General features: G+C 59.3%; 10 protein-coding genes. 6 read left to right on the top strand and 4 right to left on the bottom strand.

The features are described from left to right. Positions 1-145: 145 nt before the first annotated feature. Positions 146-3,856 (top strand): methionine synthase, encoded by a 3,711-nt coding sequence (gene metH, locus IHQ43_RS15995; RefSeq protein ID WP_192561250.1) that lies wholly within the window; start codon positions 146-148, stop codon positions 3,854-3,856. Between the two features lie 175 nt (positions 3,857-4,031). Beyond that, positions 4,032-4,250 carry a DUF2970 domain-containing protein gene (locus IHQ43_RS16000; RefSeq protein ID WP_007959515.1) on the top strand — a complete coding sequence of 73 codons (219 nt, stop codon included), beginning with the start codon at positions 4,032-4,034 and terminating at the stop codon, positions 4,248-4,250. Positions 4,251-4,255: 5 nt separating this feature from the next. On the opposite strand, the gene IHQ43_RS16005 is transcribed toward IHQ43_RS16000, so the two are convergent. Then, positions 4,256-5,329 (bottom strand): ABC transporter substrate-binding protein, encoded by a 1,074-nt coding sequence (locus IHQ43_RS16005; RefSeq protein ID WP_192561251.1) that lies wholly within the window; start codon positions 5,327-5,329, stop codon positions 4,256-4,258. A 526-nt stretch (positions 5,330-5,855) separates the two neighbouring features. Between IHQ43_RS16005 and IHQ43_RS16010 the strand changes: the two genes are divergently transcribed. Next, positions 5,856-7,514: a nitrite/sulfite reductase gene (locus IHQ43_RS16010; protein ID WP_192561252.1), complete on the top strand. Its 1,659-nt coding sequence runs from the start codon at positions 5,856-5,858 to the stop codon at positions 7,512-7,514. Continuing rightward, on the top strand, positions 7,498-7,992 hold the full coding sequence (locus tag IHQ43_RS16015; protein WP_096819964.1) for a DUF934 domain-containing protein: 495 nt from the start codon (positions 7,498-7,500) through the stop codon (positions 7,990-7,992). The genes IHQ43_RS16010 and IHQ43_RS16015 overlap by 17 nt, the downstream gene beginning before the upstream one ends. Before the next feature lie 44 nt (positions 7,993-8,036). On the opposite strand, the gene IHQ43_RS16020 is transcribed toward IHQ43_RS16015, so the two are convergent. After that, positions 8,037-12,914, bottom strand: coding sequence for a dermonecrotic toxin domain-containing protein (locus IHQ43_RS16020; RefSeq protein ID WP_192561253.1), 4,878 nt, complete (start codon positions 12,912-12,914; stop codon positions 8,037-8,039). Positions 12,915-13,107: 193 nt separating this feature from the next. Next, a complete protein-coding gene (gene sohB / locus IHQ43_RS16025) occupies positions 13,108-14,130 on the bottom strand; it encodes a protease SohB (protein WP_192561254.1) in 1,023 nt (340 codons plus the stop codon). Positions 14,131-14,337: 207 nt separating this feature from the next. On the opposite strand from sohB, the gene IHQ43_RS16030 reads away from it, so the two are divergent. Continuing rightward, positions 14,338-15,048, top strand: coding sequence for a histidine phosphatase family protein (locus IHQ43_RS16030; protein WP_192561255.1), 711 nt, complete (start codon positions 14,338-14,340; stop codon positions 15,046-15,048). Between the two features lie 48 nt (positions 15,049-15,096). Continuing rightward, entirely contained in the window at positions 15,097-15,414 is a 318-nt protein-coding gene (locus tag IHQ43_RS16035) for an SCP2 sterol-binding domain-containing protein (protein ID WP_085730743.1), read from the top strand. Between the two features lie 52 nt (positions 15,415-15,466). On the opposite strand, the gene IHQ43_RS16040 is transcribed toward IHQ43_RS16035, so the two are convergent. Then, the gene (locus IHQ43_RS16040) at positions 15,467-17,050 is read right to left on the bottom strand and encodes an ABC transporter ATP-binding protein (RefSeq protein WP_192561256.1); all 1,584 of its coding nucleotides are present in this window, start codon (positions 17,048-17,050) and stop codon (positions 15,467-15,469) included.

The raw sequence follows: 17,050 nt of genomic DNA on the forward strand, positions 1-17,050 counted from the left end.
ATCCTGAATAAAAACGCCGCGATTCTACCGTTATGACGCCCGTGCCAACATGAGCGATATTCATGCAAAAGCGCCACATGCTCTAAAACCGCACAGGTTTGTTATGATCCCGGCCCTTCGTCATGGTCTTTTTCGAGTAGTCCCAATGTCCGATCGCAGCGTCCGCCTTCAAGCTCTCAAGCAAGCCCTCAAAGAGCGCATCCTGATACTCGATGGCGGTATGGGCACGATGATCCAGAGCTACAAGCTCGAAGAGCAGGATTATCGCGGCAAGCGTTTTGCCGACTGGCCGAGCGACGTCAAGGGTAACAACGACCTGTTGGTCATTACCCGTCCCGACGTGATCGGCGGTATCGAAAAAGCCTACCTGGATGCCGGTGCCGACATCCTGGAAACCAACACCTTCAACGCCACCCGCATTTCCATGGCCGACTACGGCATGGAAGAACTGGCCTACGAACTCAACGTAGAAGGCGCACGACTGGCGCGCAAGGTCGCTGACGCCAAGACTGCCGAGAACCCGGACAAGCCGCGCTTCGTCGCCGGCGTGCTTGGCCCGACCAGCCGCACTTGCTCGCTGTCGCCGGACGTCAACAACCCGGGCTATCGCAACGTCACCTTCGATGAGCTGGTGGAAAACTACACCGAGGCCACCCAAGGCCTGATCGAGGGCGGCGCCGACCTGATCCTGATCGAAACCATCTTCGATACCCTCAACGCCAAAGCCGCGATCTTCGCCGTGCAAGGCGTGTTCGAAGAACTGGGCTTCGAGTTGCCGATCATGATTTCCGGCACCATCACCGACGCCTCCGGCCGTACCCTGTCGGGCCAGACCACCGAAGCGTTCTGGAACTCGGTGGCCCACGCCAAACCGATTTCGGTCGGCCTGAACTGCGCCCTCGGTGCTCGTGAACTGCGCCCGTACCTGGAAGAGCTGTCGGACAAGGCCAGCACCCACGTTTCGGCGCACCCGAACGCCGGCCTGCCGAACGAATTCGGCGAGTACGACGAACTGCCGGTGGACACCGCCAAGGTCATCGAAGAATTCGCCCAGAGCGGTTTCCTCAACATCGTCGGCGGTTGCTGCGGCACCACGCCGGGCCACATCGAAGCCATCGCCAAAGCCGTCGCCGGCTATGCGCCACGGCAGATTCCGGACATTCCCAAGGCCTGCCGCCTGTCGGGCCTGGAACCGTTCACCATCGATCGCAGCTCGCTGTTCGTCAACGTCGGCGAGCGGACCAACATCACCGGCTCCGCGAAATTCGCCCGTCTGATCCGTGAAGACAACTACACCGAAGCCCTGGAAGTCGCCCTGCAGCAGGTCGAGGCCGGCGCCCAGGTAATCGACATCAACATGGACGAAGGGATGCTTGATTCGAAGAAGGCCATGGTGACCTTCCTCAATCTGATTGCCGGCGAGCCGGACATCTCCCGCGTACCGATCATGATCGACTCCTCGAAGTGGGAAGTGATCGAAGCCGGCCTCAAGTGCATTCAGGGCAAGGGCATCGTCAACTCGATCAGCATGAAAGAAGGCGTCGAGCAGTTCATCCATCACGCCAAACTGTGCAAGCGCTACGGCGCCGCCGTGGTGGTGATGGCGTTCGACGAAGTCGGCCAGGCCGATACCGAAGCGCGCAAGAAAGAAATCTGCAAACGCTCCTACGACATTCTGGTCAACGAAGTCGGCTTCCCGCCGGAAGACATCATCTTCGACCCGAACATCTTCGCCGTGGCCACCGGCATCGAAGAACACAACAACTACGCTGTGGACTTCATCAACGCCTGTGCCTACATCCGTGACGAACTGCCCTATGCCCTGAGCTCCGGCGGCGTGTCCAACGTGTCGTTCTCGTTCCGCGGCAACAACCCGGTGCGCGAGGCGATCCACTCAGTGTTCCTGCTGTACGCGATCCGCGCCGGCCTGACCATGGGCATCGTCAACGCCGGTCAGTTGGAGATCTACGACCAGATCCCGCAGGAACTGCGCGACGCTGTTGAAGACGTGATCCTCAACCGCACGCCGGAAGGCACCGACGCCCTCCTCGCCATCGCCGACAAGTACAAGGGCGACGGCAGCGTCAAGGAAGCCGAGACCGAAGAATGGCGCAGCTGGGACGTCAACAAGCGTCTGGAGCATGCGCTGGTCAAGGGCATCACCACCCACATCGTCGAAGACACCGAAGAATCCCGTCAGTCCTTCGCCCGCCCGATCGAAGTGATCGAAGGCCCGCTGATGTCCGGCATGAACATCGTCGGCGACCTGTTCGGCGCCGGCAAAATGTTCCTGCCGCAGGTGGTGAAATCCGCCCGCGTGATGAAGCAGGCCGTGGCCCACCTGATCCCGTTCATCGAACTGGAAAAAGGCGACAAGCCGGAAGCCAAGGGCAAGATCCTCATGGCCACGGTAAAAGGCGACGTACACGACATCGGCAAGAACATCGTCGGCGTGGTGCTGGGTTGTAACGGCTACGACATCGTCGATCTCGGCGTGATGGTGCCGGCCGAGAAAATTCTGCAGGTGGCCAAGGAGCAGAAGTGCGACATCATCGGCCTGTCCGGCCTGATCACTCCGTCGCTGGATGAAATGGTCCACGTGGCCCGCGAAATGCAGCGACAGGACTTCCACCTGCCGTTGATGATCGGCGGCGCGACCACTTCCAAGGCACACACGGCGGTGAAGATCGAACCCAAGTACAGCAACGACGCGGTGGTCTACGTGACCGACGCCTCCCGCGCCGTGGGCGTGGCGACGCAGTTGCTGTCCAAGGAATTGAAAGCCGGTTTCGTCGAGAAGACCCGCGAAGAGTACATCGACGTCCGCGAGCGCACCGCCAACCGTAGCGCCCGCACCGAACGCCTGAGCTACGCCGCGTCGATCGCGAAGAAGCCGCAGTTCGACTGGGCCACTTACAACCCGGTCAAACCGACGTTCACCGGCACTCGCGTGCTGGACAACATCGACCTCAACGTACTGGCCGAGTACATCGACTGGACACCGTTCTTCATCTCCTGGGACCTGGCCGGCAAGTTCCCGCGCATCCTCGAAGACGAAGTGGTCGGTGAGGCGGCGACCTCGCTGTACAAGGACGCCCGCGAGATGCTGACCAAACTGATCGACGAGAAACTGATCAGCGCCCGTGCGGTGTTTGGTTTCTGGCCGGCCAATCAGGTGCACGACGACGATATCGAGCTGTATGGCGATGATGGCAAGCCGATGGCGCGCCTGCATCACCTGCGTCAGCAGATCATCAAGACCGACGGCAAGCCGAACTTCTCCCTGGCCGACTTCGTCGCGCCGAAGGACAGCGAAGTGACCGACTATGTCGGTGGTTTCATCACCACCGCCGGGATCGGCGCCGAAGAAGTGGCCAAGGCCTATCAGGACGCTGGCGACGACTACAACTCGATCATGGTCAAGGCATTGGCCGACCGTCTGGCCGAAGCCTGCGCCGAGTGGCTGCACCAGCAGGTACGTAAAGAGCACTGGGGTTATGCCAAGGACGAAGTACTCGACAACGAAGCGCTGATCAAAGAGCAATACTCGGGCATCCGCCCTGCCCCGGGCTACCCGGCGTGCCCGGATCACACCGAGAAGGCCACCCTGTTCGCCCTGCTCGACCCTGAAGCCCAGGAAATGCGTGCTGGCCGCAGCGGCGTGTTCCTCACCGAGCATTACGCGATGTTTCCGGCGGCAGCGGTCAGCGGCTGGTACTTCGCGCATCCGCAGGCGCAGTACTTCGCCGTGGGCAAGGTCGACAAGGATCAGGTGCAGAGCTACACCTCGCGCAAAGGTCAGGAACTGAGCCTGACCGAGCGCTGGCTGGCGCCGAACCTGGGTTACGACAACTAAGTCAGCTTCGCGCGATACCCTGTGGGAGCGAGCTTGCTCGCGAAGGCGGACGATTATTCGACATTGATGTTGACTGAAACGCCCCCTTCGCGAGCAAGCTCGCTCCCACAGTTATTTCTGCGGCTTCAAAGGCGTTGACTATGCTTGTCTGACACACACGGCAGACGAGGGATTTATGGACGATCCAGTCGACAACAAGCCACCGACCTTCTGGCAGATGCTGCACAGCGTCATGGCGGCGGCGTTCGGGGTGCAGAGCGGCAAGAACCGGGCAAGAGACTTCACCCACGGCAAGCCCAGCCATTTCATCTTTCTGGGCATCGCGTTCACGGCGGTATTCGCCCTGACGCTGTTCGGCATTGTGCAACTGGTGGTGCACCTGGCGGGGGTCTGATCCGCTCAGCGCATCAGTGTCTGCAGATTGAACGGATAGCGATACGAAACCGGACGGCCTTTCGCCGAGAGTTTGCGAAAGTGCACGCCGTAGTCCGGTGAAGCGCCCATGGCCAGCATTCGGCGAGCATGTTCTTTGTCGATCAGTTGCAACAGCGGAATTTGCCGGTCACGACCGCCATACTGATTCAGATCGACGCCTTGCGCGTGATCGTGCAACTCGACCAGCGCCCAGCCACCGAGGGTGAAATGCCCGCCGAGCAATGCGCTCAGGCGACCGTCAACCATGGCTTGCAAGGCCTCGGGCGAGGTGTTGACCGCGCTGAACAGCACGTCCTTGCCCGGCACCTTGCCGACCTCGGACGCGGCGCGCATCGCACCGAAGGCCATTTCATCGTTGGCGGCCCACACCAATGACACTTTGGGGTACCGGACCAACAATTGCTTCGCCTGTTCGTAGGCCCGCTGTTGCGTCCAGCCGCCGTAGACCAGTTGCCGCAGTCGCACCTGAGGATGCTCGGCCAGCGCCCGCTGCATGCCCTTTTCGCGCAGCTGCGCCGAGGGTGTGATCTTCAGGCCGGAAAACGCCAGCAGATCGATACTTTCGCCGGGGGCCACAGCCGGATGCAGACGAATCAACTCCTTCATCATCAGGTAGCCGCCCTCTTCGTCGTTGGGCACCAGGCTGCCGATGCGATCCGCTCGCTGTGCCACCAGGGCCTGCTGGTTGGACGTCAGCGCCGAATTGACCATAAAGAGCTTCACGCCACTGCCATTGGCCATGCGCAGAATCTGCGGCGCCACGTACTGTTCGTTGACGAACACCAGATAGTCCGGTCGCTCCGGCCCCTGCAGGGCCAGTCGCGCCTGGGCCAGGGTCAGTTCCGGTTGGCGCTGGGCATAGAGGATGCGCAGGTCGATACCCAGATCACGGGCGGCAGCCTGCATGAATTGCGAGTAACTGACCCAGAATGCTTCCTGCGTCGAGCCCGGATTCAGAAACAGCACCGATTCTGCACGCGCGCAGGTTCCGAAAACCGCGCCGAACAGCAGCAGGCTGAGGTGGAGAAGCTTGAACATGAATCATCCGGGCCCAAGGAAAAATGGCCGCGCATTATAGCCATTGATCGCCTGGCCTTTGGCGCTTGATCCCGCCTTTTGTCCGACAATCGTCGCAAGCGGGGCCCGGACGAGTCGTTTTACTGATGGCTGACCCAGAACACCGCTGTTCCTACAACCAGAATGATCAGAAACAGAATGGCCCATGCATCGACGCTGCTATCGCTTTTCCTTGCCTTGGTTGGGTTGCTCATTGCATCGCCTCTTGTCGGTTTTATCGGTGATTGCAGAAAGACTCGACCACAGTTAAGACGATGATTGTCCGCACGACAAATGTGGGTTAGTTGACAGTGATTCTCGTTAGGCGATTTGGTTCTTTCCATATACTCAAACATCACTTTTGCGCATAACTGCAAACGGGTATATTGCCCCGGCTCCATTAGGGAGTGCGCGGCCGTGCGCGCGTAATTGCAGAGGCACCATCGGACTCCAGCAAGCGAAAACGCAGCGTTTTCCGAGTAGCCCAAAGCCTGAGAACAGGACTTATATGTACGTATACGACGAGTACGATCAGCGGATCATCGAGGACCGCGTCAAGCAGTTCCGTGATCAGACCCGACGCTATCTGGCAGGTGAGCTGAGCGAAGAAGAATTCCGCCCCCTGCGCCTGCAAAATGGCCTGTACATCCAGCGTTTCGCGCCGATGTTGCGCGTGGCGGTGCCTTACGGCCAGTTGACCTCGCGTCAGATGCGCATGATGGCCAAAATTGCCCGCGACTACGACAAGGGCTACGCCCATATCAGTACCCGCCAGAACGTGCAGTTCAACTGGCCGGCGCTGGAAGACATCCCGGACATTCTCGCCGAGCTGGCCACCGTGCAGATGCACGCGATCCAGACCAGCGGCAACTGCCTGCGCAACGTCACCACCGACCAGTTCGCCGGTGTTGCGTTCGATGAGCTGATCGACCCGCGTCCGTGGTGCGAGATCGTGCGTCAGTGGACGACCTTCCACCCGGAATTCGCCTACCTGCCGCGCAAGTTCAAGATCGCCGTCAACGGTTCGACCTCCGACCGTGCGGCCATCGAAGTCCACGACATCGGTCTTGAGCCTGTGCACAACGCTGCTGGCGAACTCGGCTTCCGCGTGCTGGTCGGCGGTGGTCTGGGTCGTACCCCGGTGGTCGGCGCGTTCATCAACGAATTCCTGCCATGGCAAGACCTGTTGAGCTACCTCGACGCCATCCTGCGGGTCTACAACCGCTACGGCCGTCGTGACAACAAATACAAGGCGCGGATCAAGATCCTCGTCAAGGCGCTGACTCCAGAAGTCTTCGCCCAGAAAGTCGATGCCGAGATGGAACACCTGCGCGGCGGTCAGACTACGCTGACCGAAGCCGAAGTGCATCGCGTCGCCAAGCACTTCGTCGACCCGGACTACAAGGCACTGAGCAGTCAGGACGCTGAACTGGCCGCTCTCGACAAAGAACATCCGGGCTTCGCCCGCTGGCGCACCCGCAATACCCTGGCGCACAAGAAGCCGGGCTATGTGGCCGTGACCCTGTCCCTGAAACCGACCGGCGTTGCGCCGGGCGACATCACCGACAAGCAGCTCGACGCCGTCGCCGACCTGGCCGACCGCTACAGCTTCGGTCAACTGCGCACCTCCCACGAGCAGAACATCATTCTGGCCGACGTCGAGCAGAGCCAGCTGTTCACCCTGTGGGGCGAGCTGCGTGAAGGTGGCTTCGCCACGCCGAACATCGGCCTGCTGACCGACATCATCTGCTGCCCTGGCGGCGATTTCTGCTCCCTGGCCAACGCCAAGTCGATCCCGATCGCCGAATCGATCCAGCGCCGTTTCGACGACCTGGACTACCTGTTCGACATCGGTGAACTGGACCTGAACATCTCCGGTTGCATGAACGCCTGCGGTCACCACCACGTCGGCCACATCGGCATCCTCGGCGTGGACAAGAAAGGTGAGGAGTTCTACCAGGTCTCCCTCGGCGGCAGCGCCAGCCGTGACGCCAGCCTGGGCAAGATCCTCGGCCCGTCCTTTGCCCAGGACGACATGCCGGACGTGATCTCCAAGCTGATCGACGTGTACGTGGAACAGCGCACCGAAGACGAGCGTTTCATCGACACCTACCAGCGTATTGGCATCGACCTCTTCAAGGAACGCGTCTATGCAGCGAATCATTAAGAACAACGAGGTCGTCGACGAAACCTGGCACCTGCTGCCCAAGGATTTCAACATCGACGAAATCAGCAACTGCGACGACCTGATCGTCCCGCTGCAACTGTGGCGTGAACACAGCCGCATGCTCAAGGCCCGCGATGGCGGTCTGGGTGTGTGGCTGGATGCCGACGAAGAAGCCGAGGAAATCGGTGACGACGTGAATGAGTTCCAGGTGATTGCCCTGAACTTCCCGGCATTCACCGACGGCCGCAACTACTCCAACGCCCGCCTGCTGCGTGACCGTTACGGTTTCAAAGGTGAATTGCGGGCGATTGGCGACGTGCTGCGCGACCAACTGTTCTACATGCGCCGTTGCGGTTTCGATGCCTTCGCCCTGCGCGCAGACAAAGACCCTTACGACGCCCTTGAAAGCCTCAAGGATTTCTCGGTGACCTATCAGGCCGCCACTGACGAACCGCTGCCGCTGTTCCGTCGCCGCTGACCGTTTGTGCTCCGAGCCCTTGTCAAAGGGTTCGGAGCCTCTGCTCAGACCGCTCCCGTTCCTAATCTGTTGGGCCCTGTCGTAACCGGCAACTGCAGCCCTGGATGACGTACCAGTGCCGCATGGGTCAACTGTTTGCGCAATTCCAGGCTTTCATTTCTGAAGTTGTCGAAGATTGTCGCCATCTGGTGTGCGGCAGCTTCACGAGACAGATTGATCTGCGACTCCAGCAGGGAAAAAGCCCGTGCGCTGCGATCCCGTATTGCTGCGAAAGCATCCTGACGACTCGTCGACAAATACTCGGCCCAGAATTCCTGCCGACTGAACGAGTCGGACAATCGCGAAGAATTTTCGGCCTTGACCACTTCCCGATAAGCCCTGTCGATCTGCTCGTCGGTGACGCCGGCATACAGCGGCACATTCAGTTCAGTGGGCTGCGCAGGCAATTCCAGACGTCCCGCCAGCCGTACCCGGTAAATCAGGTTGATATCCCGCGTCTGTTGCAGGCTCAACGATTCTGTCCGTGCGCGACGCGCGGTTTCCCGCACGACCTGTTTCTCCAGCTCCTGCAATCGAAACAGTCCGCGCAACAGACGAACAAGATCCCCCTCAAGCGTCTGGTTACCGGTGCGCGCCACCGCCGCGGCCCGAAAACACAGAACCCTGACTTCGAGCTCGCTGAACAACAAGGACGCATTGGCGGCACTCACGCGCCCTTCTCTGGCCATGCGAAAGAGCACACGACGCAGCCGCTCGTCTTCACACGCGGCCTCCAGCACATCCCAGACCCGCTGGGCAAGTTTAGTGCGGGCGCGGGAATAGTCAGCCGTCCCGCGCAATTGCATGAGCATGTCGAAAAATGCCCTGGAGTCCGGATCAGCCGACAGCGATAACAAGACCTCCTGGGCTCGCGCAACCTGCACCGATGACAAACCACTGACCCAACCGGCACCTTGCACGTCAGCCGCCGGCCTCGCCGTGGTGAGGTAGTCGGGGGTGATCACGCCCAGGCTGATACCTTGCGCCCGCTGATAATCGCCGATTGCCTGGAGGCTGGTCGCCGACAGAGGGTTGCCATCGATATGAGTGCCACGATTGAGCACTGCACGCGACTTGTACACCGACGCCGGGACCTCCTCGATTCTGTTGTTGCGCAGATCCAGGGTTTCCAGCTGGGTAAGCCCGTCGATGTCCAACGGCCACCGAGCGAGGCCTGTGTCGTGTAAATCCAGATGGCGCAAGTTGCGCATCGCACCGACCACAGGTGCCTGCCCCAACGCCTTGTTCAGGCTCAGGTCCAGTGAACGCAGATGCGCTTTGCTGCCCAGCTCCTGCGCAGAGTGTTCGTTCAGGCGAATCTGGTTGTTACTCAGATCCAGCCCCGTGAGCCCCGGCATGTCCGCAATCGCCTGAGGAATGCGCGTCAAATCGTTGCCAGAAAGATCCAGCACTCGCAGACGGGGGAAGTTGCGCAGAAAGGCATTTAAACCGGCACTGGCACCCACGCCATTCATGCGCAGCACCGTCACATGGGCGAAGTCACCGATGATCACAGGAAGGTCACCCAGTGGCACCGCGTCGAAGGTCAGGCTGTAAAGACTTTCAACGGAATGTCCGGGCATCCGGGTTTCCTTGCGCCACGCCCGCAGAATGGCCCGCGCCGCCCGGTTTTTACTGCGGGACGACACTTTGAGTCTCCGGCCTTCGCTATCGTGGTACCAGGTATCGCGCTGCACCCAGCGCTCCAGCGTCTCCAGGATCGTCCTGTATTCCTCTCGCATGTCCTCAAGGGTTCTGATGGCCAACACTTCGTCAATGCTCAGTGACGAAACAAATCGATCAATCTGCACCGAGGGTGAGGGATACAGTTCAAGAGCCCGGCGCAGCAGCACTGGCGATCTTTTCGGCACCGGACCTTGAACCGGCTCTGAGTCCACTGCTGCTTGTTCGACCTGTCGATCTGCCAGCCCCATGGGCGATCGATAGTCGGTACGCGAAGCCTCGATCCCCAGCACTTTTGCAAATGCCTCCCGGCGCTGCAGTGCCAACGCGGTTATCTTTTCTCTCAAGCCCGTGCCGTCCAGATCCGTATCGACGCCAATGGCTTTGCGCGCGTGTGCCGGGAGGCTTTGCGACAATGACTGAAAGAAATTCGCCCGGGTACGTTCCGGCTGACTGGAAACAACAGTGTTGCTGGAGTCCAGGCCTTGATAACGATCGGGATACGCTTCGAGCAACACCTGATGTACAGCACCGCCGGGGCCGACAGTCGCCCGTTGATCGTTTTGCACCCCCCAATCCAGAATTTCGACAAACACATCGCCGGGCCAGCCGGGCAAGTGCGTCAATGTATCCAGCACCAGCATATCCGCGTCACGTCCACTCGCTGCGTCCAGGTACAAGCTTTCGTTTGCCCGGTTCATGCGCTGGATCTGCTGATAGCGCCGTGCTTCTTCCGCCAGACGCAGCGGTACGGTGTCAGCATCAAGCTGCTCCCATTCATGCGCATCGGCATGCTGCGCCAACTCGTCGGCGACACTGGCCGACAGCCCTGGGAACGCTTTAATGATCGGCTCTGCCCTGGACAACTCGCAGACATCGGCGCGCTGAAACAACCGGTTCATCAACGTCATGCGCATGCGAGGCGCCAACCCGGCAATGTGTTTGCCCAGCAGCGCGCCCTGATTTTTCTGTTCCACGGTGGTCGAACCCAGCAAGTGAGAACGCTCACTCTCTTTCAGCGCTGCCAGCAGCGGCGAGTAAAACTGCCCCCTGCTCAGCAGGTCTTCATGGACTTGCACCTCGCGTGCGCCTTTGGTTCCGCCATAGCGCGCCACTTCGTTAGCGGTGATATCCGTCACGACAATCGCCAGGTCCCGCGGCCAGCGCCCTGCCATGGTCAGTAAGTACAGCTGCAGATCGGCATCGGCCTGTGGCGCAGAGGCAGGGACGGCCATCTGCTCGATGAACACCGTGACTTCGGTATCCGCACGAAAACGTCTGACCGTATCCGTCAGCGTCGCCATTGTCTTGCCGCGTTCGACAAACAGCTGGCGCATGGCGGTCTCGTCTATATTGCTGGCCGCGATGATTTGCAGGGCACGACTATCCGGAATCTTCGTCTCATGAAATCCCAGACGACGAAACAGCATCAGCGTGCTCCATTCTTGAGGCAACTCGGAATCGTGTCGCCAGGCGCCCGCCCCATTGGTCTCAAGCAAGGGGCAATAGCGTTTGGGCAACGGATAGGGGCGCACCTCCCACAAACTGGTACCGCTCAATGGACGTACCGCGTACGCGTCAGGTCCCAGCGGCAGATAACCATCACTTCCACGCCAGACGAGCCCTTGCGCATCGGCCGAAAGACTGCTCGGCAATGACTCCTGCTGGCGGTAAACGCTCATGTCCGGATTCCACAATCGATGCGAAAGCGCGTCCACCGGAACACGCCGCAGGCCCTGAATGAAACTCGACGAGCGCACCGCTCTATAAGCCTTGCCTGCGGCAACACCGCCGGCGGCAAAACCCGCCATGAGAATCAGGTTTTCCAGGGTATCGAACAGACAGTCAGCGGCATGCTCCTGATCGCCATGGGCCCAACTGTCGAACCCTTCATAAATCTCGCCGAGCAACTGCACGCCGGCGACGGCACACATGACCTGTCCCAGAAGCGGGACGAAGGAAAGAAAGAACAGAGCAGTATTGAGCCCAATGGCCTTATAGGTATCCAGTCGCGCCAAGCGGGTTTTTTCGTCTTCGTCGTCGGTGGGCACCACCAGCAAACGAGTGTCGGCCCTGACCTGCGCCGCGCGGTGCCGAAAGATCGCCAGAAACAGATCCTGTTTTGCATCACCCTCAAGATCGATGCCTGACAACGGCAGATAGATCGTAGAGACCGGGAGTGGATTCGGTCGGGCGTTCAAGAGCCGCACATCCAGACCGGTGAGGAACAGCGAGCGATCCTTCATCGAAATGAAGCGCAGGAAAAAGTTGCGAAATTCGGGATCACGCAAGCGACCGCTCAACTCGACTTCGAACTTCTGGAACGACACGTATTCTTTCAAGGGGTGATCGGGATCGCCGGGGATATAGACCACGCAACGATAATCGTCATCCGCATGTTCACTGACCGGGCCGATGAACATCGGCCCTCTCAGCGACACTCCGAGCATCTCGAGACTTTGATATCCGAGTGTGTTGTTGCCGAGTTTGATCGACGATGCCTGGTCTCGCACCGACTTTAGCATCTGGCTGACATCGAAGCTTATATGGCCACGCAGACAGGCCATATTCCGATCCACATCAAATTGATCTTTTGAACACGCTACAGCTGTTTCCTGCAAACTTGCGAACTGATCTTTGTTACCAAAAAAAGATTCAACATGCTTTTGATATTGCTTACCAAGATCCAGATAGCGACATAGCCTTGCAAACTCGTGGGGCTGCATCGCCAACACCTGATTGGCGCGCCCGGTTACCCGCTTCGGAATGTATAACAGAGACCGCTCGTGATAATTACCGGCCTGGGTTTCCGACAGCTCAAAGTTCTCGCAAGCTGCCGTCAGCAGATCCCGCTCAAGCGGCAGTACGAGCTTCTTGCGCAGGCCAAGCAGGCTCGATGTGGATCGCACATGCTGAAAAACTGCACCATCAACTTCAAAAGGCTCACCCAGCTTCTCAGCCATCGCCTTGGCCAACAGTGGCGTACAAAAACTCTGGGGGGATTTCAGTGTGCGCAATTGTTCCAGCGCGGAATGACGCGATTTGAAACTGGCTTTTAAACTTTCATAGAGATCATTACGAGCAGACTCCGAAGACTCAAGCAGCCAGGAAGGTATCTGTTTTTTATACAGTTCAAAAAAGACACCTTGTTGAGCCGGCGTCATGACAGGTGGAATCGACTTACTTTTTTCAACATCCATGTTTAGCAACTTCTTTCTGAAATGGAGTATCAGAATAAAGTCGAAACACGGCTCAATACAGCGCGATTAGTTGATAAATCCTCTACTAAAACAGCAACATTATTAAACTTTAAAATATCTATATACCGCACTGTCCGCTGATGAAAATGCATCACGCTCGTGGAGCGGAAACTCACGAACGTGATGCACGTATTTACCAGAAGCGCTGCTGGGTCAAGCGGCTCCACCAGCTCAGCAATACGCGATCCACGGAACCGCTGGCCGCCATGCCGATACGCTCCTGCAGGCTTTTGCGTTCAGCGTAATGCAGGTGATAGACCTCGGACTGTTTGGCGCGCTCGGCCAGGTATTCGTCGCTGGTCTTGAGTTCATCGACCAGTTGCTTTTCCAGTGCGGCGATGCCGAGCCAGACTTCTCCGGTGGCAACTTCGTCGATCGCCAGCTGTGGCCGATAACGCGCAACGAAGTTCTTGAACAGCTGGTGGGTGATGTCCAGATCTTCCTGGAATTTCTCCCGGCCCTTCTCGGTGTTTTCACCGAATACAGTCAGTGTGCGTTTGTACTCGCCGGCAGTCAGCACTTCAAAATCGATGTCATGCTTTTTCAGCAGGCGGTTGACGTTGGGCAACTGTGCCACCACGCCGATGGAGCCGAGAATCGCGAACGGTGCGCTGATGATCTTCTCACCGATACACGCCATCATGTAGCCGCCGCTGGCCGCGACCTTGTCGATACACACGGTCAACGGCACGCCGGCTTCACGAACGCGCGCCAGTTGCGACGAGGCAAGCCCGTAGCTGTGCACCATGCCGCCGCCGCTTTCCAGCCGCAGGACCACTTCGTCCTTCGGTGTGGCCAGGGTCAGCAGCGCGGTAATTTCGTGACGCAGACTTTCGGTGGCCGAGGCCTTGATATCGCCGTCGAAGTCCAGCACGAACACCCGCGGTTTGGCTTCGGGTTTCTTCTTCTGTTTCTTTTCGGATTTGGCCTGGCCCTTGCGCAATGCCTTGAGCTGATCCTTATCGAGCAGGGTCTGCTCCAGGCGCTCACGCAGGCCTTTATAGAAATCGTTGAGCTTGCTGACCTGCAACTGGCCGGCGGATTTACGCCGGCCCTTGCTGCGCAACGCAGCGAAACTCGCCAGCACCACCAGAATGGCGATGACCAGCGTCACGGTCTTGGCCAGAAAACTGGCGTATTCAGTGAAAAACTCCACAGTGACTCCTTCAAACGATGCGCGGTTGTGAAACACGCGCGGGAATTGGCTCCAGCATACCCATGCACCAGCCCCGCGGCCAGCCGTGAAACCTCTGGCAACAAGGCTGGAACGGGCATTTCAAACAAGCGTATGTTTTTTCATTGACAGCTCACCGTCATCCCCATAACCTCGCCACAACCTTCAACGTACCGGGATGACGCGGACGTGGGCAGCATCTACTTGATTCGACATGGCCAGGCCTCCTTTGGTGCAGACGACTATGACGTCCTGTCGCCGACCGGTGTACGCCAGGCAGAAATCCTCGGCCGCCACCTCGCCGAACTCGGAATCAGCTTCGATCGCTGTCTGTCGGGCGATCTGCGCCGTCAGCAACACACGGCCAACAGCGCGCTTGAGCAATTTTCCGCTGTCGGCCTGCCGGTTCCGGCCCTGGAAATCGATTCGGCCTTCAACGAATTCGATGCCGATGCCGTGATCCGCGCCCTGCTTCCGGCCATGCTGCCGGAAGAGCCCGAAGCCCTGGAGATACTGCGCAACGCCGCGCAAAACCGTGGCGAGTTCCAGCGCATCTTCGCCCTGATCATCGAACGCTGGCTCGCCGGCACCTATGACACACCGGGTCTGGAAAGCTGGCTGGGTTTCGTCGAACGGGTACAGGCCGGGCTGCAGCGGATTCTCGAACAGGCCGACAACACCCAGAAAATTGCGGTGTTCACCTCCGGTGGCACGATCACCGCCCTGCTCCATCTCATCACTCAAATGCCTGCCCGGCAGGCCTTTGAACTGAACTGGCAAATCGTCAACACCTCGCTCAACCAGCTGAAGTTCCGCGGTCGCGAGGTGGCTCTGGCTTCCTTCAACAGTCATGCACACCTGCAACTGCTGAAGGCCCCGGAACTCATCACGTTTCGCTGAGTCCGGATTACTGTGACCCTGCTGCAATCAACCAAAAAGGATCGAACCATGACCTCCGTAGCTGATGCCGTAAAAGCAATGCAAGCCAAGTTCAACCCAGCCGCCGCTGCCGGTCTGGATCTGATCTTCGGTTTCAACATCACCGACGAAGACAAGCACTACGCCCTGATCGTCAAAGACGGCACCTGCGACATCCAGGAAGGCGAAAACGCCGACGCCAACTGCACGCTGGTGCTGGACAGCGAAACCCTGAAAGGTATCGTCAGCGGCGAAACCGACGGCATGCAGGCCTTCATGGGCGGCAAGCTGCGCGTTGAAGGCGACATGATGCTGTCGATGAAACTGTCCGAGCTGTTCCCGGCGTAAGACAGCAGCCAGTCTGCAAACAAATCCCGCCCCAGTGGCGGGATTTGTCGTTTCAGGCGTTCACACCGGCCAACGACGCCGCCAGCAGCTCCCGCGTATAGGGGTGCCGAGCCGAACGGAACAATCCGGCCGTATCGCCACGTTCCACCACCTCGCCATCCTTCATCACGATCAGATCGTGGGCCAGCGCCCGCACCACCGCCAGGTCATGACTGATGAACAGATAAGTCAGCCCGTGCTCCTCCTGCAATCGACGCAACAGCGCGACGATCTGTTTTTGCACCGTACGGTCCAGCGCCGACGTCGGCTCATCCAGCAGAATCAAATCCGGCTTGAGCACCAGCGCCCGAGCGATGGCAATGCGTTGCCGTTGCCCGCCGGAAAACTCGTGGGGATAACGATGGCGGGTCGCCGGATCGAGTCCGACTTCCTTCAATACGTCGATCACAGCCTGTTCGCGCGCCTGCGCATTCAAGTCGCTGTGCACCTGCAAACCTTCGGCAATGATCTGCTCCACGCACATACGCGGGCTGAGGCTGCCAAACGGATCCTGAAACACCACTTGCAGGCGTTTGCGCAGCGGACGCAATTGTTTACCGCTCAGTTGCTCAAGCGCCTCGCCCTTGAAGCGGACGCTGCCGTCGGCGTCGATCAGGCGCAGGATCGCCTGACCCAGAGTGGACTTGCCCGAGCCGGACTCGCCAACGATGCCCAGAGTCTTGCCCCGCTGCAGGTTCAGATCGATGCCATTGACCGCATGCAGATACGACCTGGCCCGCAGCCACCCGCCGCCCAGCGGAAAACGCACATGCAGATCACGAACGTCGAGCAAATCCTCCGCCGCATCACGGCACAGCGCCGCACCGCCGGGTTCAGCATTGAGCAATTCGATGCTGTAGGGATGCTGCGGCGCGCGGAACAATTGCTCGCAGCTTGCCTGTTCGACGATCTCGCCCGCGCGCATCACCGCTACCCGCTGGGCGATGGTGCGCACCAGATTCAAGTCGTGGCTGATGATCAGCAGCGCCATGCCCAATCGCTGTTGCAGTTCCTTGAGCAGCAACAGAATCTTGCGCTGTACCGTGACGTCGAGGGCCGTGGTCGGCTCATCGGCGATCAGCAACTGCGGTTCGCATGCCAGCGCCATGGCAATCATCACCCGTTGCCGCTGGCCGCCGGAGAGTTGATGCGGATAGGCCTTCAGCCGCTCGCGCGGTCGTTGAATGCCCACCAGTTCCAACAGTTCCAGAATCCGTTTACGTGCCGCCGCGCCCGCCAGGCCTTTGTGCAGCGCCAGGCTTTCGCCGAGTTGTCGTTCGATGCTGTGCAACGGGTTCAGCGAACTCATCGGCTCCTGAAAAATCATCGCGATGCGGTTGCCGCGCAGTTGCCGCAGATAGCGCTCGTGTACACCCAGCAACTCTTCGCCACCATAACGGATGCTGCCGTCGATCTGCGTGATGTTCGGGTCCAGCAGTTGCAGGATGCTGTGGGCCGTCACCGACTTGCCGGAACCCGATTCGCCCACCAGCGCCAGACATTCCCCTGGGCGAATGTCGAGGTCGATGCCGTGCACCACTTCCTGCCCTTTGAACGCCACCCGCAGGTCGCGTATTTCGATCAGATGTTCACGCAT

This window comes from Pseudomonas gozinkensis (assembly GCF_014863585.1).
GTDB lineage: Bacteria > Pseudomonadota > Gammaproteobacteria > Pseudomonadales > Pseudomonadaceae > Aquipseudomonas > Aquipseudomonas gozinkensis.

Excerpts from the sequence above, each read along its gene's own strand:
- IHQ43_RS16035 (WP_085730743.1), top strand. The coding sequence starts at position 15,097 with ATGACCTCCGTAGCTGATGCCGTAAAAGCAATGCAAGCCAAGTTCAAC.
- IHQ43_RS16005 (WP_192561251.1), bottom strand. The coding sequence starts at position 5,329 with ATGTTCAAGCTTCTCCACCTCAGCCTGCTGCTGTTCGGCGCGGTTTTC.
- IHQ43_RS16015 (WP_096819964.1), top strand. The coding sequence starts at position 7,498 with ATGCAGCGAATCATTAAGAACAACGAGGTCGTCGACGAAACCTGGCAC.
- IHQ43_RS16000 (WP_007959515.1), top strand. The coding sequence starts at position 4,032 with ATGGACGATCCAGTCGACAACAAGCCACCGACCTTCTGGCAGATGCTG.
- metH (WP_192561250.1), top strand. The coding sequence starts at position 146 with ATGTCCGATCGCAGCGTCCGCCTTCAAGCTCTCAAGCAAGCCCTCAAA.
- IHQ43_RS16020 (WP_192561253.1), bottom strand. The coding sequence starts at position 12,914 with ATGGATGTTGAAAAAAGTAAGTCGATTCCACCTGTCATGACGCCGGCT.
- IHQ43_RS16010 (WP_192561252.1), top strand. The coding sequence starts at position 5,856 with ATGTACGTATACGACGAGTACGATCAGCGGATCATCGAGGACCGCGTC.
- IHQ43_RS16040 (WP_192561256.1), bottom strand. The coding sequence starts at position 17,050 with ATGCGTGAACATCTGATCGAAATACGCGACCTGCGGGTGGCGTTCAAA.